Origin of the sequence: Vibrio gallaecicus (assembly GCF_024347495.1) — a bacterium.
Lineage (GTDB): Bacteria > Pseudomonadota > Gammaproteobacteria > Enterobacterales > Vibrionaceae > Vibrio > Vibrio gallaecicus.
This window is the reverse complement of the sequence record NZ_AP025490.1, coordinates 2,795,211-2,813,865: the sequence shown is the minus strand read 5'-3', so window position 1 is coordinate 2,813,865 and position 18,655 is coordinate 2,795,211. Positions and strand designations below refer to the sequence as shown.

Sequence of the window (18,655 nt, the reverse complement as noted above, 5' to 3'; positions counted from 1 at the left end):
CTAAATTGTCTCTTGCTTACTTGATGTTTTCCAATCTCATTCTATTGTAAAAAACGGGTTACAAACTGCTTGCTATTTGTAACCTTGAGCCGTGTTGTTATTGGTAAAGTTTGTTGGTATTACATCGATATTAAAGGACTTTATTATGCTCGATAGTTTAAAAGGTGGCTTATCTAAGCTTTCCTTAATTGGTAAAGCACTGATGCTGCCAATCTCTATTTTACCTGCTGCTGGCTTATTACTTGCCTTTGGTGCCAAACTCGACCTTCCACTAATGATGAGAGCTGGTGGCGTTATATTTGATAACCTTGCTCTCTTGTTTGCCGTTGGAGCTGCGGTTGGTTTAACCAAAGAATCAGGCATTGCAGCTTTAGCAGCCATTGTCGCTATGTTGGTCATGAATGCGACAATGGGAGTAGCGCTAAACATAACACCAGAGATGGCAATGGGAGGTGGTCGTTATGCCATGGTCATGGGGATCCCATCTTTACAAACCGGAGTATTTGGGGGGCTTATTGCCGGTATTCTAGCCGCCGTCATGTATCAACGTTTCTATAATACGAAATTACCTGACTTTCTAGGCTTCTTTGCTGGGAAACGCTTTGTCCCAATTGTTACTGCCTTTTCAGCGTTTCTCATCGGTTTAGTTTTACCTCATATTTGGTCATACATTCAATCTGGTATTGATGCGCTTTCACATATGGCGAATGGCGGCAACATGTATATCTCGACCTTTATCTACGGATTTATGGAGCGAGCTTTAATTCCAGTCGGTCTTCATCATATTTTTTATAGCCCTTATTGGTTCTCCTTTGGAGAGTACACGACTGCTGCCGGTACGATTGTAAATGGTGACCATACTATTTGGTTCAAAATGCTTGAGGACGGGGTAAAAACATTCTCAACCGATGAGTACCAAGAAGCAGGTAAATTCTTGTCGGGTAACTTCGCTATTTACATGTTTGCTTTCCCTGCTGCATGTTGGGCTATGTACCATGAAGCGAACAGTAAAAATAAAAAAATTGCAGCCGGTATTTTAGGGTCTGCAGCTTTGACTTCCTTTGTTACTGGTATTACAGAGCCAGTTGAGTTTGCATTTATTTTTGTTGCCCCATTACTTTATTTATTCTCAGCGATAATGGCAGGTGTATCTTATGCGGTGACTTATGCGTTAGATGTGCATATCGGTAAAACCTTCTCCGCTGGTATCATTGATTTTGTGTCGTTTGGTGTGTTGCCTGCAATGGATGGGTTCAAAACTAATTGGGTCAATGTCATTTTGTGGGGACTAACGATGGCGGCGATTTATTACACGGTGTTCCGCTTTGCTATCCGAAAGTTCAATTTGAAAACGGTCGGTCGAGAAGATACTCAAAGCAAGGCGATTACTTTAGATAATGAAACACTAGCAAGTGAAATTACGACCTTGATTGGCGGTGAAGCAAACATTACCTCAATTGGATCTTGCATTACGAGGCTACGTTTACAAATTAAAGATCAAACATTAGTGAATGAGCTTGCCATTAAAGATCTCGGTGCGATGGGGGTAATTAAAGTGGGCTCAAATGGTTTGCAGATCATCCTTGGATCAAAAGCGCAATTTGTTGCCGATATTATGAGTGAGAATACAAGTGGCACGCCAGATTCGTTATCTACTAATCTAAGTTAAAGTAACCATATTGATAAAACTGTCGACTTAATATCGGCAGTTTTATCTCCTCGAAACGACTATTTTCAACGACACCTTTTGTATTCAATTAATGCGCTTTGCGTGCGATTCGGTTACTATCTGTTGCACGAAATTTTGGTTAGATGTATGGAACTATGCTAAAGGTCGCAATCAACGGATTTGGAAGAATAGGGCGCAATGTACTCAGAGCGCTATATGAAAGTGGCAAAAGCCAACAGATCAAAGTCGTCGCTGTTAATGAGCTTGCTCAGCCAGACGCTATGGCTCACCTACTGCAATACGACACCAGTCATGGTCGTTTTGGTAAAAAAATATCTAACGATCAAGAGCACATCTATGTTCATCAGGGTATTGGTGCTGAAGATAAAGGTGAGTTTGATACGATTCGAATCCTTCATTTAGCTGACATCGAACTATTACCTTGGCGAGATCTTGAAGTAGATATCGTACTTGATTGTACTGGTGTTTATGGTTGCCGAGCTGATGGCTTAGCCCATATAGATGCCGGTGCCAAGAAAGTACTGTTTTCTCATCCTGGTGCAAATGATTTAGATAACACGATCATCTATGGTGTTAACCACGACACGATTACATCTGATGATAGAATCGTATCGAACGGTTCGTGTACGACAAACTGTATTGTGCCTATTATCAAAGTTCTTGATGACGCGTTTGGTATTGAGTCTGGCACTATTACTACCATTCACTCTTCGATGAATGATCAACAAGTCATTGACGCTTACCATACAGATTTACGCCGTACTCGAGCGGCAAGCCAATCCATTATTCCTGTTGATACCAAACTCCATAAAGGTATTGAAAGAATCTTCCCGAAATTTTCTAACAAATTTGAAGCTATATCTGTGCGAGTACCGACGGTAAATGTCACGGCTATGGATTTAAGTGTCACAATTAATACAAATGTGAAAGTTAATGACGTAAATCAAACCATTGTTAATGCATCCCAGTGTACATTACACAATATAGTTGATTATACTGAAGCGCCGCTCGTTTCTATCGACTTCAATCATGATCCCCATAGCGCGATTGTTGATGGTTCTCAAACTCGAGTGAGTAACGGGCATTTAGTGAAAATGCTGGTTTGGTGTGATAACGAATGGGGCTTTGCGAACCGAATGCTGGATACGGTACTTGCAATGAAAGCTTCTGAAGGTAAGAAGTAATACCTTGAAGCAAATATGAGGATTATTTATTTTTCGGCTTGAAATAAATGAGCTGTGTCCACATATTATTACCAGTTGAAGAATTTATAGGCTTAGCAGGGTTGCTGAGTTTCCAAAACTTTATATTTATTAAATTTGAGAGGACAAATCATGTCTGTGATCAAGATGACTGACCTGGAACTTGCAGGTAAACGCGTATTCATCCGTGCTGACCTAAACGTACCAGTAAAAGACGGTAAAGTAACTTCAGATGCACGTATCCTTGCATCTCTACCAACTATCAAACTTTGCCTAGAAGCTGGCGCAAAAGTTATGGTTACTTCTCACCTTGGTCGTCCTACTGAAGGCGAGTACAACGAAGAGTTCTCTCTAGCTCCTGTAGTTAACTACCTAAACGACGCACTAGACTGCGACGTCAAACTAGCGAAAGATTACGTAAATGGTCTTGAGCTAAACGCTGGTGAACTAACTGTTCTTGAAAATGTTCGCTTTAACAAAGGCGAGAAGAAGAACGAAGAAGCTCTTTCTAAGCAATACGCTGCACTATGTGACATCTTCGTAATGGATGCATTCGGTACAGCTCACCGTGCTCAAGCTTCTACACACGGCGTTGGTACTTACGCTCCTGTAGCATGTGCTGGTCCTCTTCTTGCTGCTGAGCTTGAAGCTCTTGGTAAAGCAATGGACAACCCAGCTCGCCCACTAGTGGCTATCGTTGGTGGTTCTAAAGTTTCTACTAAGTTAACTGTTCTAGAATCTCTTTCTAAAATTGCTGACCAACTTGTTGTTGGTGGTGGTATCGCGAACACATTCATCGCTGCTGAAGGTCACAACGTAGGTAAGTCTTTATACGAAGCTGACCTAGTTGAAACCGCTCAAAAACTAATGAAAGAGTGTGCTATTCCAGTAGCGACAGACGTTGCATGTGCTAAAGCATTCGACGAAAACGCAGAAGCTGAAATCAAGCACGTTTCTGAAGTTCAAGACGACGACATGATCTTCGACCTTGGTCCTGATTCAACTGCAGCTCTTGCTGAAATCATCGGTAATGCAAAAACTATCCTTTGGAACGGTCCTGTAGGCGTATTCGAATTCAAGAACTTCGAAGCGGGTACTGCTGGTATTTCTAAAGCAATCGCTGACTCTGAAGGTTTCTCAGTAGCAGGCGGTGGTGATACGCTAGCAGCTATCGATAAGTTCGGTATCAAAGCTGACGTTTCTTACATTTCTACTGGTGGTGGCGCTTTCCTTGAGTTTGTTGAAGGTAAAGTACTTCCTGCAGTAGCAATGCTTGAAGAGCGTGCAAAAGCATAATTGATTTAGAAAGGCGAGATGTGAATCTCGCCTTTTAACGTTTGCTGCACATCACAGTTTTTTGCTAGAATGGCATAAGTTGTGAGCAAACGATTGCAAATTTTTAAACTTAAGTTTTTTATCTTAAAACGAATAGAATAATAGGACTATTTCCATGTCTAAGATCTTCGATTTTGTAAAACCTGGTGTGATTTCTGGCGATGACGTACAGAAAGTATTTGAAGTAGCAAAAGCAAACAAATTTGCTCTTCCTGCAGTAAACGTTGTTGGTACTGATTCTGTAAACGCAGTACTAGAAGCGGCAGCTAAAGTTAAATCCCCAGTTGTTGTTCAGTTCTCTAACGGCGGCGCAGCTTTCTTCGCTGGTAAAGGCGTTAAACTTGAAGGTCAAGGTCCACAAATCCTTGGCGCTGTAGCTGGTGCAAAATACGTTCACGCTGTAGCTGAATCTTACGGTGTTCCAGTTATTCTTCATACTGACCACGCTGCTAAGAAGCTTCTTCCATGGATCGACGGTCTACTAGACGCTGGTGAAGAGTTCTTCGCACAAACTGGTAAGCCTTTATTCTCTTCTCACATGCTAGACCTTTCTGAAGAGTCTCTAGAAGAGAACATCGAAACATGTGCTACTTACCTAGCTCGCATGGCTAAAATGGACATGACAATCGAGATCGAACTTGGTTGTACTGGTGGTGAAGAAGATGGCGTTGATAACTCTGATATGGACGCATCTGAGCTTTACACTTCTCCAGAAGACGTAGCATACGCATACGAGAAACTAATGGCTGTTAGCCCACGTTTCACTATCGCTGCATCTTTCGGTAACGTACACGGTGTTTACCAAGCTGGTAACGTTGTACTTACTCCAACTATTCTACGTGACTCTCAAGCATACTGTGCAGAGAAGTTCGGTATTGCACCTAACGCTCTAAACTTCGTATTCCACGGTGGTTCTGGTTCTTCTGAAGCAGAAATCCAAGAGTCTATCGGTTACGGTGTTATCAAAATGAACATCGATACTGATACACAGTGGGCAACTTGGGATGGTATCCGTCAGTACTCTGCTGAAAACTTCGATTTCCTACAAGGTCAAATCGGTAACCCAACTGGCGAAGCTGCGCCAAACAAGAAGTACTACGATCCACGTGTATGGCTACGTGCTGCTCAGTCTTCAATGGTTACTCGTCTTGAGAAAGCATTTGCTGACCTTAACGCTGTAGACGTACTATAATTCGTTTAAATTAGTACACTTCTAAGCTTTGAAAACCCGCTCATTGAGCGGGTTTTTTTATGCGTGATAAAAAGTTGTGCTATTTATGTGAAAACCCTAGCCTCAAGTGAATAAATTGCGTAGTCTTTTATTCATCGATATGAGGCTTTCTATGTAAGTGATTGTTATCCAATAACTTACATAAATATGACTTTGAAATCTGACAAAGATAGGATATCGTGCCGAAAAATTGAACGTGGTTCAGTTTATAAAAAGGACTTGGTTTAGATTTTTTTAACGTGATGATTTGTTAGAAAATACTCTAGCAAATTAGTTAAAAAGAATTCTAGCTTAAGGCAGTTTAGCTCATAGCATATTATAGAGGATGCACATTATGGCTGATAGTTCTACAGCAATTGAGACACCAATTGTGGATGGTTTGTCTCATGCAGAACAGTGGTTAACAAATAATTCAGATCTGTTTATTCAATACGGTGTAAACATCATCTCAGCGCTCGTTATTCTATTTATTGGTAACTTAATTGTTAAAGCAGTAGCGAATAGCGTGTCTAAGGTTCTTCAGAAGAAGAAAATGGACCGAGCTGTCGTTGAGTTTATTCACGGTCTAGTTCGCTATTTACTATTTGTTATTGTTTTAATTGCAGCTCTTGGTCGTCTTGGCGTTCAAACCGCTTCAGTGGTTGCTGTTATTGGTGCAGCTGGTTTAGCTGTTGGTCTTGCTCTGCAAGGTTCACTATCTAACTTTGCAGCTGGTGTACTTATTGTTGCGTTCCGTCCATTCAAGTCTGGTGACTATGTGGAAATCGGTGGTGTTGCAGGTTCAGTTGATTCAATTCAAATCTTCCAAACGGTTCTAACAACGCCTGACAACAAAATGGTTGTAGTGCCAAACGGTAGCGTTATTGGTAGCCCAATTACGAACTACTCTCGTCATGCTACTCGTCGTATTGATTTAATGATTGGTGTTTCTTACAACGCTGATTTACAAAAGACTAAAGCGCTTCTGACTCAAATTTGTGAATCTGATGAGCGTGTACTTAAAACTCCTGGTGTTCAAGTCGGTGTTCATACACTCGCTGATTCTTCAGTAAACTTCGTGGTTCGCCCATGGGTTGAAACTGCTGAGTACTGGAATGTGTATTTCGACCTGATGCAAGCAATCAAAGAAGGCTTGGATAAAGAAGGTATTGAAATCCCATTCCCACAAATGGATGTGCACATGAATAAAGTAGAAGCTTAATTATCTAAATAAACTTGGACATACATTAGCTTTGAAAAATTAAAGGCGGATAACTTAGGTTATCCGCCTTCTTCATTTTCGTACAGTTTACTCACTTATTCGAAAGTGAAAATTACATATTGTTCAATTAAACCATTCGCTAGCACCAAGGCAATAGAGAACATCATAACGGCGACAGCAATATCAATTCCTTTCTTCACATTAGGGCGTGATAGGACTGGTCCTAGCTTAGCAGCGCCAATAGATAGAGAATAAAACCAAGTAAATGAAGCCAAGATCGTTCCAATAGCAAAAGCTATACGGTCATTCCCTTCAAATTGTCCACCAATAGATCCTAAAATCACTACTGTGTCTAAATACAAGTGAGGGTTGAGGACCGTTACTGCTAATGCTCCTAAAATGACAGTTCGTTTTCCTCGCGCAGTAATTTGCCCTTTGGATTCTTCACTTTCTTTCGATCTGAATGCGCTTTTTAGAGAAAGCACCCCGTATATGGTTAAGAAAGCGATTCCTCCAAGAGTGACTGACGTGAGAAGAAATTCATTTTGTGAAAGAATTGCCCCTCCACCAAAAATACCTAGTGAAATGAATAGGGTATCTAATAGGCTACATATGGTTGCAGTCGTTAAATGGTGATTTTGCTTAATGCCTTGATTAAGGACGTAGGCGTTCTGAGCACCTATTGGAATGATCATACTTGCCCCTAAACCAAACCCTTGTAGAAGAATCCAAAAATTCATATCAATCTCACTTATTCCATCGTTGTATTTCGTAATGAAAGCAAAGTAACGTTAATTAATTGATAAGTATAATTAATGATTTTAATGTTTAATTAGAATTGCTAATGTGTATTTTAGATAAAGGGAGAGGGGGTAATTTGATGCGTGGTTTAGATTATAAATGGATTGAAGCACTAGATGCGGTAGTCAATAAAAGGAGCTTTGATCGCGCGGCTGAACATCTTTATATCTCTCAGTCAGCAGTGTCTCAAAGGATCAAACAACTTGAAAAATGGCTCGCTCAGCCAGTATTAATTCGAGAAACACCACCCAAGCCGACTCAGGTTGGTCAGAAGTTATTGGCTTTTTATCAAAGAGTTCGACTGCTCGAGAATGATGTATTACCTGAAATAATGAATGAAGAGACAGTGCGTCCTCTTTCTCTTTCCTTTGCTACCAATGCGGATAGTTTAGCTACTTGGCTATTACCGGCTTTATCTAATGTTATGAAGGCGCGATCTGTAGAGCTTAACCTTGCGATCCATGGTGAATCTCGGACGATTGAAAAACTGAAAAGTGGTGAAGTTGCAGGAGCTATCAGTTTAGAACCCCAATCCATACCGGGTTGCGGGGCTGATTATCTCGGTCTTATGGAGTACGTCTGCGTTTCTAGCCCCGACTTTTATAAGCGATATTTTTCTGAAGGCGTGAACGATGTTAGTTTAAAAGATGCACCTGCCGTCTCTTATGATCAATACGATGATCTCCATAAAAAGTTTCTGCATGATCATTTCGATATGCCTCGCGACAGTATCATTAACCATACAGTGGGAAGCTCCGAAGCTTTTGTTCGGTTAGCTTTGTCAGGTGTCGCATATTGTTTAATTCCTAGGTTACAGATTATCGAAGAGCTAAATTCGGGCTTACTTATCGATATTACTCCTGGTTTTCTTTTGTCATATCCTATTTATTGGCACCACTGGCAACTTGAGAGTGGAATATTAAAAGAAGTATCAGAGGAAATATTACAATATGCGCGAAACAACCTTCCCCAATAGTGACATTATTTACATAGTCAAAGTTATGTAAGAACTTCACTTATAGGATTGGTTGCAGATAAAAATCGCCTATTATGTAAGGGTATTATTAACCAATAAAGGTTGTTTAAATGAAGTTTGTTCCAAGTGTGATTGTTAAAGCGTGTGCATTAACCGCGGCTCTGAGTGCAGTGAGCTTCTCTTCTTTTGCTGATTCTCCGAACTTTCCGCATATTTCAACTACCGGTTATGGTGAAGTGGTAGCAAAGCCTGATATGGCAACATTTTCTGTGAAAGTGGTGGAATCAACCATGACGGCAGAACAAGCTAAAGCGACAGTTGATAAAGTGGTTAGCTCTTTTCTTACTAAGTTACAAAGTGCTGGTGTAGAAGACGCGAGTATTAATAGCTCTAATATTTATCTGGCGCCTCAATATCACTACCCTAAAACAGGTAAGCCTGAACTGGTTGGATACCGAGCATCTCGAAATGTAACCGTTCAGGTAACTGATTTAACTAACCTAAATAAGTATTTAGATATTGCATTGGGTGAAGGCATCAACCAAATTGATAATATTCAATTACAAGTTCGAGACCAAGCTAGGTATCAAGAGAAAGCGCGTTTAGAAGCTATTAAAGATGCTTCTTACAAAGCGAAGTCTTTAGCTTCAGGTTTTGAAAAAGAGTTGGGTGATGTATGGAAAATTGATTATAACGCCCAATCTGTTCAGCCTGTCCTCATGCGCTCAATGGCCATGGATGCAAGAACTGAGTCTAGCACTTACCAAGATTCGACCATCACTATTCGTGATCGAGTAGATGTGGTTTATCAGTTAGAAGACTAATGAGATCATAATGATCTTTTAACTACGATAGACCAAAAGCTGAAAATCTATAACCTTGGCTAAATACAACTAAAAAGGCTCTCACAATGAGAGCCTTTTTTATGCTTGATATAATCAGGGCTGATTAGTGCAGCAGACGAGCACGAATAGTACCGGCGATCTCTTTAAGCTTTAGTAATGCTTCTTCAGAGCGGTCCGCTTCAACATCAATAACTACATAACCCATGTTTGCCGAGGTTTGTAGGTACTGACCTGCAATGTTAATTCCTTCTTCAGCAAAGATGGTATTAATTTGAGTCAAGATACCTGGGCGGTTTTCATGGATGTGCAGTAATCGTGAAGTACCAGTGTGCAGTGGTAGCGATACCTCTGGGAAGTTAACACTTGATAGAGTTGAACCATTATCAGAGTATTTCGCTAGTTTACCGGCAACTTCCACACCAATGTTTTCTTGTGCTTCTTGAGTAGAGCCACCAACGTGAGGTGTTAAGATCACGTTATCAAACTTCATGAGTGGAGATTCAAATGGGTCTGCATTGGTTTTTGGTTCCGTAGGGAATACATCAATAGCAGCGCCAGAGAGGTGACCTGATTCTAGGGCATTACATAAAGCTGGGATATCAACAACAGTACCACGAGCAGCATTAATAAAGATTGAACCTGGCTTCATGCGGTCAAACTCTTCTTTACCCATCATGTCTTTCGTTTCATTTGTTTCTGGAACATGAAGAGAGATGACATCACACTTATTCAATAGCTCAGTCATTGTGTGCACTTGAGTCGCGTTACCAAGAGATAGCTTGTTTTCAATGTCGTAGAAATAGACGCGCATACCAAGGTTTTCAGCAATAATACCTAGCTGAGTACCAATGTGACCGTAGCCAATAATACCTAGACGTTTACCACGAGCTTCATTTGAGTTGTCTGCACTTTTTTTCCAAATACCACGGTGAGCCAGGGCATTTTTTTCTGGAATTCCACGTAGAAGCAACAGCACTTGACCAAGTACCAGCTCCGCTACGCTTCGAGTGTTCGAGAATGGTGCGTTGAATACTGGAATACCGCGCTCAGCGGCCGCGTTTAGGTTAACTTGGTTAGTACCAATACAGAAACAACCGATAGCAACAAGTTTTTCAGCGGCATCAATGACTTCTTGGGAAAGGTTAGTTCGAGAGCGAATACCAATGAAGTGTGCATCTTTTACTGCTTCTAGTAATTCGTCTTCCGCTAAAGAGCCTTTGTGGTACTCAATGTTTGAGTAGCCCGCTGCTTGTAATACTTCAACAGAAGATGGGTGAAGACCTTCAAGAAGTAGAATTTTTATTTTTTCTTTTTCCAGTGAAACTTTAGCCATTATTCTCGTCCTTTAAAATGGGAAAGGTGGGCAAATGCGGCGCACGTGCTACAAAATGGCTAAAGGGGAATAAACTGACCATTTTGTTAGGAGACAAACGATTTCCCTGTGCGTCTTCTGACCAATAAAGTAACAAAAAAAAATTGTTTTGGGTAAGAAAATTACGGAATAAGCCATAATTTTAACGATGCAAAGTAAAAAAAACGGCGCCCTTAGGCACCGCTTGTAATGAAGTAACAGAAAGTAGCTTTCACTTTATGTTATTACTCTTCAATTTTTGCCCCTTCAGGGGTACCAGTAATAACAACATCTGCACCGCGATGTGCAAATAAACCAACGGTTACAACACCGGCTAGGGCATTGATTGTATCTTCAAGTTTCTTAGGTTCTTTAATAGCCATGCCGTAAACATCCAAGATAACATTGCCATTGTCTGTAATTACGCCTTCACGGTAAACCGGGTCACCACCTAGTTTAACTAATTCACGAGCAACGTAAGAGCGAGCCATTGGAATAACTTCTACAGGAAGCGGAAATTTACCTAGTACGTCTACCGCTTTAGTGCCATCAACGATACAAACAAATTTATCTGAAATAGCAGCGACAATTTTTTCACGAGTCAATGCAGCGCCGCCGCCTTTAATCATGTCACGTTCTGCGTTAATTTCATCAGCACCATCAACGTATACATCAAGTTTGAATACGTCATTACACTCAAAAACTTTGATTTCTAAAGCTTCTAGTCTTTCCGTTGAAGCAACTGAGCTTGAAACTGCACCTTTGATTTTTTCTTTCATTGTGCCAAGAGCGTCGATGAAGTGATTCACTGTAGAGCCAGTACCTACACCTACAATGCTGCCTTCTTCAACATACTTAAGTGCTGCCCAACCTGCTGCTTTCTTCATTTCATCTTGAGTCATGCCAATCTCCTGAATACGATAGTGCGTTTGAATTAATAGAACGAGCGTTAGAGTTAACGTTTGCGGGCGGATTATAGCGCTTTAACGATGAATTTCCCATTGCCAAGTCTTACTTGGTGTCACGATTTTCGGCAGCGGAATATCCCAACTTTCGGTAGGAAGGCGCTCAACTTGTTGGCAATCATGAGCAAGCCCTAGCGGTTTTGCTCCCTTTCCAGTTTCGAACCATTTGGATAGAGTACGATCGTAATACCCCCCTCCCATACCAAGCCTTTGCCCTTGAGTATCAAAAGCGACCAATGGAGTAAAAATGAGATCAAGCTGAGAAACGGGTTTGACTAATGTTTGGTTGAGTTTTGGCTCGATAATGCCGTATTTATTGTAAGTCAGCGGTGTTGTCGAATTGTAATGCAGAAAGAGTAGATGCCCCGGGGAGAAAGGGTGAAGCACTGGTAAATAGGTTTGTTTATCTTGAGTCCAAAGCCATTCAATCAAAGGTTGAGTATCAAGCTCCCCGTCAGCAGAAATATAGAGCGCGATATGTTGAGATTTGATGAGTTCTGGCTGCGTGGAAACTTGAGTAATTAAATCAATACTGGCTTGATGCTGAACATCACTTGGAAGTGCATTTCGAGTATGGCGAATTTGTTTGCGAAATTCGCTACGAGATAGTGAATTCATAGAAGTAATACCCCAAAGTGCCGTTGAGAATAGATGGCCCTTGAACCAGCGAGTTCAAGGCGGATCAGCAATGATTACCGTAGGCTTCTCGGTACAAGCCGAGTATGCTCAATAGCACTCAAGTACTAACCCTTAGGGATTGCTTATCGGCTCGGGGACGTGAATCCTCTGACAAACACTCCAGGGTAAATTTGTGTACGCTATTGCTGTCCCAGCTTGACCTTACTTAATGCATCTTCAAGAGATGTTGTGAGCAGTTCCATTCGCTCGGTCAGTGCGTTTTGTTTTTGGCTGTTATCATTTTGCTTAGTTTGTAATTCATAGCAAATATTTAGAGCAGCAATCGTGAGGAGTTTTACCTCATTGGTTACCTTAGTACGTTCAGCCATCTCTTTCAAACGATTATCGAGATCTGCAGCCGCTTCAATTAATGACTCTTCTTGACCTGCTGGGCAATTGACTCGAGTCAGTTTTCCTAAAATTTCAACGTCTACCGCTTGATTACTCATGATGGATGAACTCTTTAACGCGCTGTCTAAGGTTGTCGCTCTTTGCCATTCCTGAAAAATATTACTCATAAGGAAGTGCAATAATTGAGGTTCTTTCGCGATCTAATTGAAAGATTTGGCTCTCAACTTGAAAGGCAAAGTATTACCCTCTGGGAGAAGAACTATAGGTAAAGCGCTATTAAGATTCAAGCTTTTCAGACCTCGTGTTTGCAAATGAGAGCTTGAGCACACAGTAAATCAACAAATTGAACAATTGCTATCCACTATCTTGTTATTTGGTCGATTTCGACGCTTACGTGAATAATGGTGAAATGGTACGATTACCATTATTAAGAACGATCGGTATGAATATTGAGATCGTATCAAAGACTAATAAGCGAGCTATCTGATGAGTGAGAAAACTTTACCTGATTATCTAACCGTTGCCACTGAACTTCAATCAGCAAGCCTAGCGGTAAACCCAGCAGAAATGCACGGTTTATTGACCGGTATGCTAAGTGGTGGTTTAAGCCTTGAAGATAAAAGTTGGCAGCCACTTATCTTTGATTACACAAATGAAGGAATGGGATGGCCAGATCGTGTTCTTACGTTAGCGGAAGCGGCATTAAAAGTGACGACTGGTGAAGTCACTGGTTCTGGCATGGAGCTATCTCTTTTATTGCCAGATGAAGAGGCGAGCGCAAGTGTTTTTGATTTAGCTGATGGTGTATCAGATTGGATCAATCATTTTATATCAGGACTGGGTCTTGTAGATGCCAAGTTAAACAAAGCATCCACAGAAGCAAAAGAAGCATTAGCTGATCTAGAAGAGATGGCAAAACTAGGTATCGATGAAGAAGATGATCTAGAAGAGCAAGCTCAGTTGTTAGAGCATGTTATCGAGCACGTAAAAGTATGTGCTTTGACTATTCATGCAGAGTTTGGTGCTCGTCCGACTGAAGAATCGACACCAACTATTCACTAATTTCTTCATTATCCTCCGAGGTCATGATGGCTCAATTTGATGTTGTTATTGCTGGTGGTGCAATGGCAGGTGCTACGTTAGCACTTGCTCTTACTCGCTTAAGTAAAGGCGCATTGTCTATTGCCGTGGTAGAACCTTACCAGGTTGATCACCTTTCACACCCTGGTTTTGATTCTCGTTCAATAGCATTGTCTTATGGAACCGTTCAAATATTAGATTCTTTGAATCTATGGCAATCAATCGAGCCGGTTACGACACCTATTAAACATATTCATGTGTCTGATAAAAATCACGCAGGAATGACAGACATTCGCAGTGATAATTACTCTGTCGATGCATTAGGTTATGTCGTTGAGCTGGCTGATGTTGGTCGAATTTACCAACAGAAACTAGAAGCTGATTCAAATATCACTTTATTGTGCCCTGACTCAGTGACGGGGATTGAACGTCATAATCAATCGGTAGGTATTGAATTACAAAGTGGTAAAAAGCTGACGTCAAAGCTTCTTGTTGCTGCTGATGGGGCAATTTCTGCATGCTGTCAGCAGTTACAAATCCAGCTTGATGAACATGATTTCGAACAAGTTGCCGTGATAGCAAATATCATTGCAGAACAAGAGCATAAAGGGCGAGCTTTTGAGCGTTTTACTGCTAACGGCCCGGTTGCTTTATTGCCGATGAGTGACAACCGTCTTTCTTTGGTATGGTGCTTGTCACCAAGTGAAGCTGAACGTGTTATGTCTCTAAACGAACATGAATTCATTGAGCAACTTCAAAACGAATTTGGTTGGCGACTTGGCAAGTTACAGAAAACGGGTCAGCGAGCCTGTTACCCATTAATTTTACGTCATAGACCGTATAATATTTCCCATCGTTTCGCCGTTGTTGGTAATGCCGCGCAAACCCTCCATCCTATTGCTGGTCAGGGTTTTAACTTGGGTATTCGCGATGTTGCTTCTTTAGCTGAAGAGTTATCTAAGCAACTTGATGACGTTGGGGCTTATGCTGGCTTGGTTCGTTTTAGAAAACGCCGTGAGTATGATAGAGAATCCACTATTAATCTAACTTCGAATTTAGTCCATTTATTTTCTAATGACTGGCCGGCGGCAAGAATAGGGCGAAACCTAGGGCTCGCAGCAATTGATAATGTCCCTCCACTAAAAGGTCCACTTTTGCGTCATACGCTTGGCCTAATAGAAAGATAAGGTAGAAAAATGATGCAAAGTGTTGATATTGTCATTGTAGGCGGTGGTATGGTCGGATTAGCGTTGGCTGCAGCGCTAAAAGACAGCGATTTAAGAATTGCAGTGATTGAAGGTAAAGAGCCAATTGAAGGGCTGAATGACTTACCTGATGTACGTGTTTCTGCTTTGAGCCGTTCAAGTGAAGTGGTACTACGTAACCTTGGAGTATGGCAAGGGATTGAGCAAAGGCGAGCTGCGCCATACCAAGCAATGGAAGTATGGGAGCAAGACAGCTTTGCTCGTATCGAGTTTGATTCTACTCGTTTAGCGCAGCCTAACTTAGGACATATTGTTGAAAATAGAGTGATTCAGCTGGCACTTCTGGATCAAGTTAAAAAGCAGGATAACGTGCAGCTGTTTATGCCTTCAACATGCCAATCACTTGCTATTGGTGAAAGCGAGGCTTGGTTAACGTTAGATAATGGGCAAGCACTGACAGCTAAATTGGTGGTTGGAGCCGATGGGGCAAATTCTTGGGTTCGAAAACAACAAGATATTCCTCTAACTCATTGGGATTACGGTCATAGCGCGATTGTAGCGAATATCAAAACCGCTGAGTCTCATCAGTCAGTGGCTCGACAGATCTTTACTCCACAAGGACCTTTAGCGTTCTTGCCAATGCAAGACAGCCACATGAGCTCAATTGTTTGGTCTACTGAGCCTAATAGAGCCGATAAATTAGTTTCCATGTCTGAACATGAATTCAATAAAGCACTGACCTTCGAATTTGATTCTAAATTAGGTCTATGTGAAGTAGTTGGCGATCGTTTTGCTTTTCCTTTGCGTATGCGCTATGCACGAGACTTCGTGGTGGAACGTGTAGCTCTGGTTGGAGATGCAGCGCATACTATCCACCCATTAGCTGGGCAAGGTGTGAACCTCGGTCTATTGGATGCTGCAAGCCTAGCTCAGGAGCTTTTAAGTTTATGGAGAGCAGGGGAAGACCTTGGTTTGAAGCGCAACTTACGCGGCTATGAACGATGGCGTAAAGCAGAAGCAGCCAAAATGATTGCCTCAATGCAAGGTTTTAAAGACTTGTTCGAAGGGGATAACCCAGCGAAGAAACTAATACGTGGTATTGGAATGAAACTCGCTGGTCAGTTACCAGGAGCCAAAGATGAGATCATGAAGCGAGCTCTGGGTTTATCTGGTCACCTACCGGAGCTAGCAAAGCGACCGGTTACCCCAAATTAATGTGAATTATATATGATAAAGGGTTGGCAATGAGCCAACCCTTTTTTAATTCTCTGTATTTTTGAGCTATTCAATTTTTAGAATATTAGAACTGAAATTAATACATTAGTTTGAAGGATGAATTCTATGCATAAGCACAGCGTAATTTCATTATCTCACTGTTAATTTCTTTCACTGTTTGGAAGTGGCGCTTTTCTGCTCTTTCCGGCAAAACTAACTTTCCGTTGTCGAATTCAAATTTGCCAACGCCGTAAATGTAGATTCGTCCTTTAAAAAGTCGACTCACATGTTTAGCAATCATACCTGGTGTATAGCGCTTAAACAGTCTCATTCTATTATCCTTATATTTACCTAGCACTGCATATTATAAGAAAACTCCGAAGGGAGAATTGTGATTAAACTGGAGTAAAATGCAGTTGAACTGAACATAATTAGATATTTGTGCTGCTCTGTGCAGTTATGACCGCAAATATCTACTTTAACGTGAGGTTCTTCTCAAAAGAATACGCGCCAGTGAACCATCCTGATTTCTACTCGCCGTATTAAGCATTATTAATGTTACGCTTTTAAGAATAGTTGTAATTTTTTTGTTTGTGTAAGATAAAGGTAAATTTTTGGCATAAAAAAAGCCCGTCTTAGAAAAACGGGCGAATAGTCACAGATGCATTACACAAAAGTGGATACTGATATTACTCAGTGGATTCACTTGCACTAGTCAGTTCTTTTTCTTAAAGGCTAACCAGTAAATTTAGATTACCGCATAAAACCAAAAGTGACTACTTATGTTGTAAAAATGATTAATTATTTTATGTTAATGTTATTTACTTGTGATGTGTTTCACGTTCATATGCAACATATTAATACTTTAGATTTAATTCTGTGAGCTAATGACTAGTCCTGAACCCGACAAAGAGGAACGATCGCTGGTGAACATAATTTAATAAGCGCCTCACAGTTTATCGCAATGCCAATCATGTTATGACCGGAACTGATCGTGACGATCTTTTGCTGTAATAAAGAGGGATCAAAAAGGATTGGTAATGGTGATTTTAATTTAAGTGGCGCAACTGTTCCGATTTTAAAACCTGTAATGGATTCGACTTCGTTTAGAGAAACACATGTCATGCGTCTACATTTCAAAGCTGATCGAACTTTTTTAGGATCAACAGAACGATCACCAGGCGCACAGGCAAGCGCTAATTGTCCGCCCATATCTCGAAGAAGAATACACTTCACCATTTGGGCTGGGTCTATCCCTCTTTCTTGGGCTGTGTCTTCAATGGTAGTCGTGGGCTTGCTCTGAACGAGCAAGTGATATTCTACTTGCTGTTCATCAAGATATTGAGTTATTAGGGTTTCGTGCAACACTAATTATTCATCATTTAGGCTGTATGGGAGCGGTAAGATTTTCCATTCGGTAGTTGGTTGATCGACCAAACGTAATTTCACGTCATCATCCAGGTTATTCGGCAAAACAATTAGCCCAATTGCTTGGTTATTTGAGAACTGGTACACGTTAAGTAGTTGACCTGCATTACGCCAATTATCACCTACACTTCTTTCTAGCGTGATTGAATCACTGAGGTTGAGCTGCTCTGTGGTACTTCCAGAAACAATACACATTTCACGCTTGTTCATTCCTCGGTACTTAGCACGAGCAACAGTTTCTTGACCGGTATAACAACCTTTAGTAAAGCTGATCCCGCCGATTGCTTGTAGGTTTAATGCTTGGGGAATATGTTCATTTTGATTAGTGCTGGATAGGCGAGGTTGAGCATCAATAATCTCAAAATATTGCCACAAATCTTGGCATACTTTTTCTGCATTAGATGATGCAACCAGCCCCTCTACTTGTGCGCTACTGACTAGTAAAGCCCAACGCTCATCAGAGACTTTTACTGCTGTACCACCTTCAATCACACGTACGTCACCTGTATCGTTTGAAAGGGTATCAATAAATGCGTTAGCAGATGCTCCCATAACTCCGATAACTTGATCGTCTGTTTCTGTGATGTCTACTTTTGAAAATACAGCGTATTTCTTGATTTCTGGTAGTTCGACTTCAATGGCAGATTTAGGCTGAAGTAATGCATAGCCACCATTGTGATGAAATAAACGGAAAATACTCCAAACTTTACCTTTTGCATCACAATGCGCACCAAGTGTCGACATATTGCTAGGAAGAGTCACCACATCGCAGGTTACCTGACCTTGTAAGTATGATTTTTTATCATCACCTACCATGGTAATCGCACTCCAATCAGAGACGTGTGTCACCATAAGGTCGGGAAGCGTTTCATTGGGTGCGTAAGCTAGTGGCTGAAATTCATTTTGCCAATCCATTTTCTTTTCCTAAACAATTCATTTACCTCTATGTTAATCCTGTTCGATTTCTTTGTCAGCTTAGGTTTTTAATAGATTAATTTTTTATGGCATGACTTTTCGAATATTTAAGTTTTTTGCAAGCTTAGGTGGGGACTGTGACTCACATAGTAGTTGCTGAAGGTTAGTCTTGTTACACTCCACCCA

General features: G+C 41.1%; 18 protein-coding genes and 1 other RNA gene. 10 read left to right on the top strand and 9 right to left on the bottom strand.

Translation table 11 applies throughout. The features are described 5' to 3' along the window. The first annotated feature begins 145 nt into the window (after window positions 1-145). The 5 genes from OCU78_RS12185 to mscS all read left to right on the top strand — a co-directional run bounded on the left by OCU78_RS12185 (window position 146) and on the right by mscS (window position 6,659). Window positions 146-1,669: a PTS transporter subunit EIIC gene (locus OCU78_RS12185; protein ID WP_137373318.1), complete on the top strand. Its 1,524-nt coding sequence runs from the start codon at window positions 146-148 to the stop codon at window positions 1,667-1,669. A gap of 155 nt (window positions 1,670-1,824) precedes the next feature. Then, window positions 1,825-2,874: an erythrose-4-phosphate dehydrogenase gene (epd, locus tag OCU78_RS12180; protein ID WP_137373319.1), complete on the top strand. Its 1,050-nt coding sequence runs from the start codon at window positions 1,825-1,827 to the stop codon at window positions 2,872-2,874. A gap of 150 nt (window positions 2,875-3,024) precedes the next feature. Then, window positions 3,025-4,188: a phosphoglycerate kinase gene (locus OCU78_RS12175; protein WP_009847672.1), complete on the top strand. Its 1,164-nt coding sequence runs from the start codon at window positions 3,025-3,027 to the stop codon at window positions 4,186-4,188. 154 nt (window positions 4,189-4,342) lie between these two features. Next, window positions 4,343-5,419, top strand: coding sequence for a class II fructose-bisphosphate aldolase (gene fbaA, locus OCU78_RS12170; RefSeq protein WP_137373320.1), 1,077 nt, complete (start codon window positions 4,343-4,345; stop codon window positions 5,417-5,419). Between the two features lie 373 nt (window positions 5,420-5,792). Beyond that, on the top strand, window positions 5,793-6,659 hold the full coding sequence (gene mscS, locus OCU78_RS12165) for a small-conductance mechanosensitive channel MscS (RefSeq protein WP_137373321.1): 867 nt from the start codon (window positions 5,793-5,795) through the stop codon (window positions 6,657-6,659). Between the two features lie 95 nt (window positions 6,660-6,754). Here the strand turns inward: mscS and OCU78_RS12160 are convergent, their stop codons facing one another. Continuing rightward, window positions 6,755-7,399 carry a LysE/ArgO family amino acid transporter gene (locus OCU78_RS12160; RefSeq protein WP_137373322.1) on the bottom strand — a complete coding sequence of 215 codons (645 nt, stop codon included), beginning with the start codon at window positions 7,397-7,399 and terminating at the stop codon, window positions 6,755-6,757. Window positions 7,400-7,539: 140 nt separating this feature from the next. Here OCU78_RS12160 and OCU78_RS12155 point away from each other — a divergent pair, with 140 nt between their 5' ends. Continuing rightward, entirely contained in the window at window positions 7,540-8,436 is an 897-nt protein-coding gene (locus OCU78_RS12155; RefSeq protein ID WP_137373323.1) for a LysR family transcriptional regulator ArgP, read from the top strand. 110 nt (window positions 8,437-8,546) lie between these two features. Beyond that, a complete protein-coding gene (locus OCU78_RS12150) occupies window positions 8,547-9,260 on the top strand; it encodes an oxidative stress defense protein (RefSeq protein WP_137373324.1) in 714 nt (237 codons plus the stop codon). 124 nt (window positions 9,261-9,384) lie between these two features. Here the strand turns inward: OCU78_RS12150 and serA are convergent, their stop codons facing one another. The 5 genes from serA to zapA form a co-directional block, all read right to left on the bottom strand. Then, window positions 9,385-10,614 (bottom strand): phosphoglycerate dehydrogenase, encoded by a 1,230-nt coding sequence (gene serA / locus OCU78_RS12145; RefSeq protein ID WP_137373325.1) that lies wholly within the window; start codon window positions 10,612-10,614, stop codon window positions 9,385-9,387. 263 nt (window positions 10,615-10,877) lie between these two features. Beyond that, the gene (gene rpiA / locus OCU78_RS12140) at window positions 10,878-11,534 is read right to left on the bottom strand and encodes a ribose-5-phosphate isomerase RpiA (protein ID WP_137373326.1); all 657 of its coding nucleotides are present in this window, start codon (window positions 11,532-11,534) and stop codon (window positions 10,878-10,880) included. 81 nt (window positions 11,535-11,615) lie between these two features. Continuing rightward, window positions 11,616-12,215, bottom strand: a complete 600-nt coding sequence (locus tag OCU78_RS12135; protein WP_137373327.1) for a 5-formyltetrahydrofolate cyclo-ligase — start codon at window positions 12,213-12,215, stop codon at window positions 11,616-11,618. Window positions 12,216-12,220: 5 nt separating this feature from the next. Beyond that, window positions 12,221-12,405: non-coding RNA, 6S RNA (gene ssrS / locus OCU78_RS12130), on the bottom strand. A gap of 10 nt (window positions 12,406-12,415) precedes the next feature. Continuing rightward, a complete protein-coding gene (gene zapA / locus OCU78_RS12125; RefSeq protein ID WP_137373611.1) occupies window positions 12,416-12,724 on the bottom strand; it encodes a cell division protein ZapA in 309 nt (102 codons plus the stop codon). 388 nt (window positions 12,725-13,112) lie between these two features. On the opposite strand from zapA, the gene OCU78_RS12120 reads away from it, so the two are divergent. The 3 genes from OCU78_RS12120 to OCU78_RS12110 are packed head-to-tail and all read left to right on the top strand — an operon-like array spanning window position 13,113 to window position 16,126. Then, window positions 13,113-13,688, top strand: coding sequence for a YecA/YgfB family protein (locus OCU78_RS12120; protein WP_137373328.1), 576 nt, complete (start codon window positions 13,113-13,115; stop codon window positions 13,686-13,688). 26 nt (window positions 13,689-13,714) lie between these two features. Then, a complete protein-coding gene (gene ubiH, locus OCU78_RS12115) occupies window positions 13,715-14,893 on the top strand; it encodes a 2-octaprenyl-6-methoxyphenyl hydroxylase (RefSeq protein ID WP_137373612.1) in 1,179 nt (392 codons plus the stop codon). A gap of 9 nt (window positions 14,894-14,902) precedes the next feature. Continuing rightward, the gene (locus OCU78_RS12110; RefSeq protein ID WP_137373329.1) at window positions 14,903-16,126 is read left to right on the top strand and encodes an FAD-dependent 2-octaprenylphenol hydroxylase; all 1,224 of its coding nucleotides are present in this window, start codon (window positions 14,903-14,905) and stop codon (window positions 16,124-16,126) included. A 124-nt stretch (window positions 16,127-16,250) separates the two neighbouring features. On the opposite strand, the gene OCU78_RS12105 is transcribed toward OCU78_RS12110, so the two are convergent. From OCU78_RS12105 to ygfZ, 3 genes are all read right to left on the bottom strand, one after another. Then, entirely contained in the window at window positions 16,251-16,457 is a 207-nt protein-coding gene (locus OCU78_RS12105) for a DUF1107 domain-containing protein (RefSeq protein ID WP_017108134.1), read from the bottom strand. Between the two features lie 560 nt (window positions 16,458-17,017). Continuing rightward, window positions 17,018-17,494, bottom strand: a complete 477-nt coding sequence (locus tag OCU78_RS12100; protein ID WP_137373330.1) for an aminoacyl-tRNA deacylase — start codon at window positions 17,492-17,494, stop codon at window positions 17,018-17,020. Between the two features lie 3 nt (window positions 17,495-17,497). Then, window positions 17,498-18,469 carry a tRNA-modifying protein YgfZ gene (gene ygfZ, locus OCU78_RS12095; RefSeq protein ID WP_137373331.1) on the bottom strand — a complete coding sequence of 324 codons (972 nt, stop codon included), beginning with the start codon at window positions 18,467-18,469 and terminating at the stop codon, window positions 17,498-17,500. Window positions 18,470-18,655 lie beyond the last annotated feature (186 nt).

Excerpts from the sequence above, each read along its gene's own strand:
- OCU78_RS12175 (WP_009847672.1), top strand. The coding sequence starts at position 3,025 with ATGTCTGTGATCAAGATGACTGACCTGGAACTTGCAGGTAAACGCGTA.
- zapA (WP_137373611.1), bottom strand. The coding sequence starts at position 12,724 with ATGAGTAATCAAGCGGTAGACGTTGAAATTTTAGGAAAACTGACTCGA.
- OCU78_RS12185 (WP_137373318.1), top strand. The coding sequence starts at position 146 with ATGCTCGATAGTTTAAAAGGTGGCTTATCTAAGCTTTCCTTAATTGGT.
- OCU78_RS12105 (WP_017108134.1), bottom strand. The coding sequence starts at position 16,457 with ATGAGACTGTTTAAGCGCTATACACCAGGTATGATTGCTAAACATGTG.
- OCU78_RS12135 (WP_137373327.1), bottom strand. The coding sequence starts at position 12,215 with ATGAATTCACTATCTCGTAGCGAATTTCGCAAACAAATTCGCCATACT.
- ygfZ (WP_137373331.1), bottom strand. The coding sequence starts at position 18,469 with ATGGATTGGCAAAATGAATTTCAGCCACTAGCTTACGCACCCAATGAA.
- mscS (WP_137373321.1), top strand. The coding sequence starts at position 5,793 with ATGGCTGATAGTTCTACAGCAATTGAGACACCAATTGTGGATGGTTTG.
- OCU78_RS12120 (WP_137373328.1), top strand. The coding sequence starts at position 13,113 with ATGAGTGAGAAAACTTTACCTGATTATCTAACCGTTGCCACTGAACTT.
- fbaA (WP_137373320.1), top strand. The coding sequence starts at position 4,343 with ATGTCTAAGATCTTCGATTTTGTAAAACCTGGTGTGATTTCTGGCGAT.
- OCU78_RS12155 (WP_137373323.1), top strand. The coding sequence starts at position 7,540 with ATGCGTGGTTTAGATTATAAATGGATTGAAGCACTAGATGCGGTAGTC.
- OCU78_RS12160 (WP_137373322.1), bottom strand. The coding sequence starts at position 7,399 with ATGAATTTTTGGATTCTTCTACAAGGGTTTGGTTTAGGGGCAAGTATG.
- epd (WP_137373319.1), top strand. The coding sequence starts at position 1,825 with ATGCTAAAGGTCGCAATCAACGGATTTGGAAGAATAGGGCGCAATGTA.
- OCU78_RS12150 (WP_137373324.1), top strand. The coding sequence starts at position 8,547 with ATGAAGTTTGTTCCAAGTGTGATTGTTAAAGCGTGTGCATTAACCGCG.
- serA (WP_137373325.1), bottom strand. The coding sequence starts at position 10,614 with ATGGCTAAAGTTTCACTGGAAAAAGAAAAAATAAAAATTCTACTTCTT.
- rpiA (WP_137373326.1), bottom strand. The coding sequence starts at position 11,534 with ATGACTCAAGATGAAATGAAGAAAGCAGCAGGTTGGGCAGCACTTAAG.
- ubiH (WP_137373612.1), top strand. The coding sequence starts at position 13,715 with ATGGCTCAATTTGATGTTGTTATTGCTGGTGGTGCAATGGCAGGTGCT.
- OCU78_RS12110 (WP_137373329.1), top strand. The coding sequence starts at position 14,903 with ATGATGCAAAGTGTTGATATTGTCATTGTAGGCGGTGGTATGGTCGGA.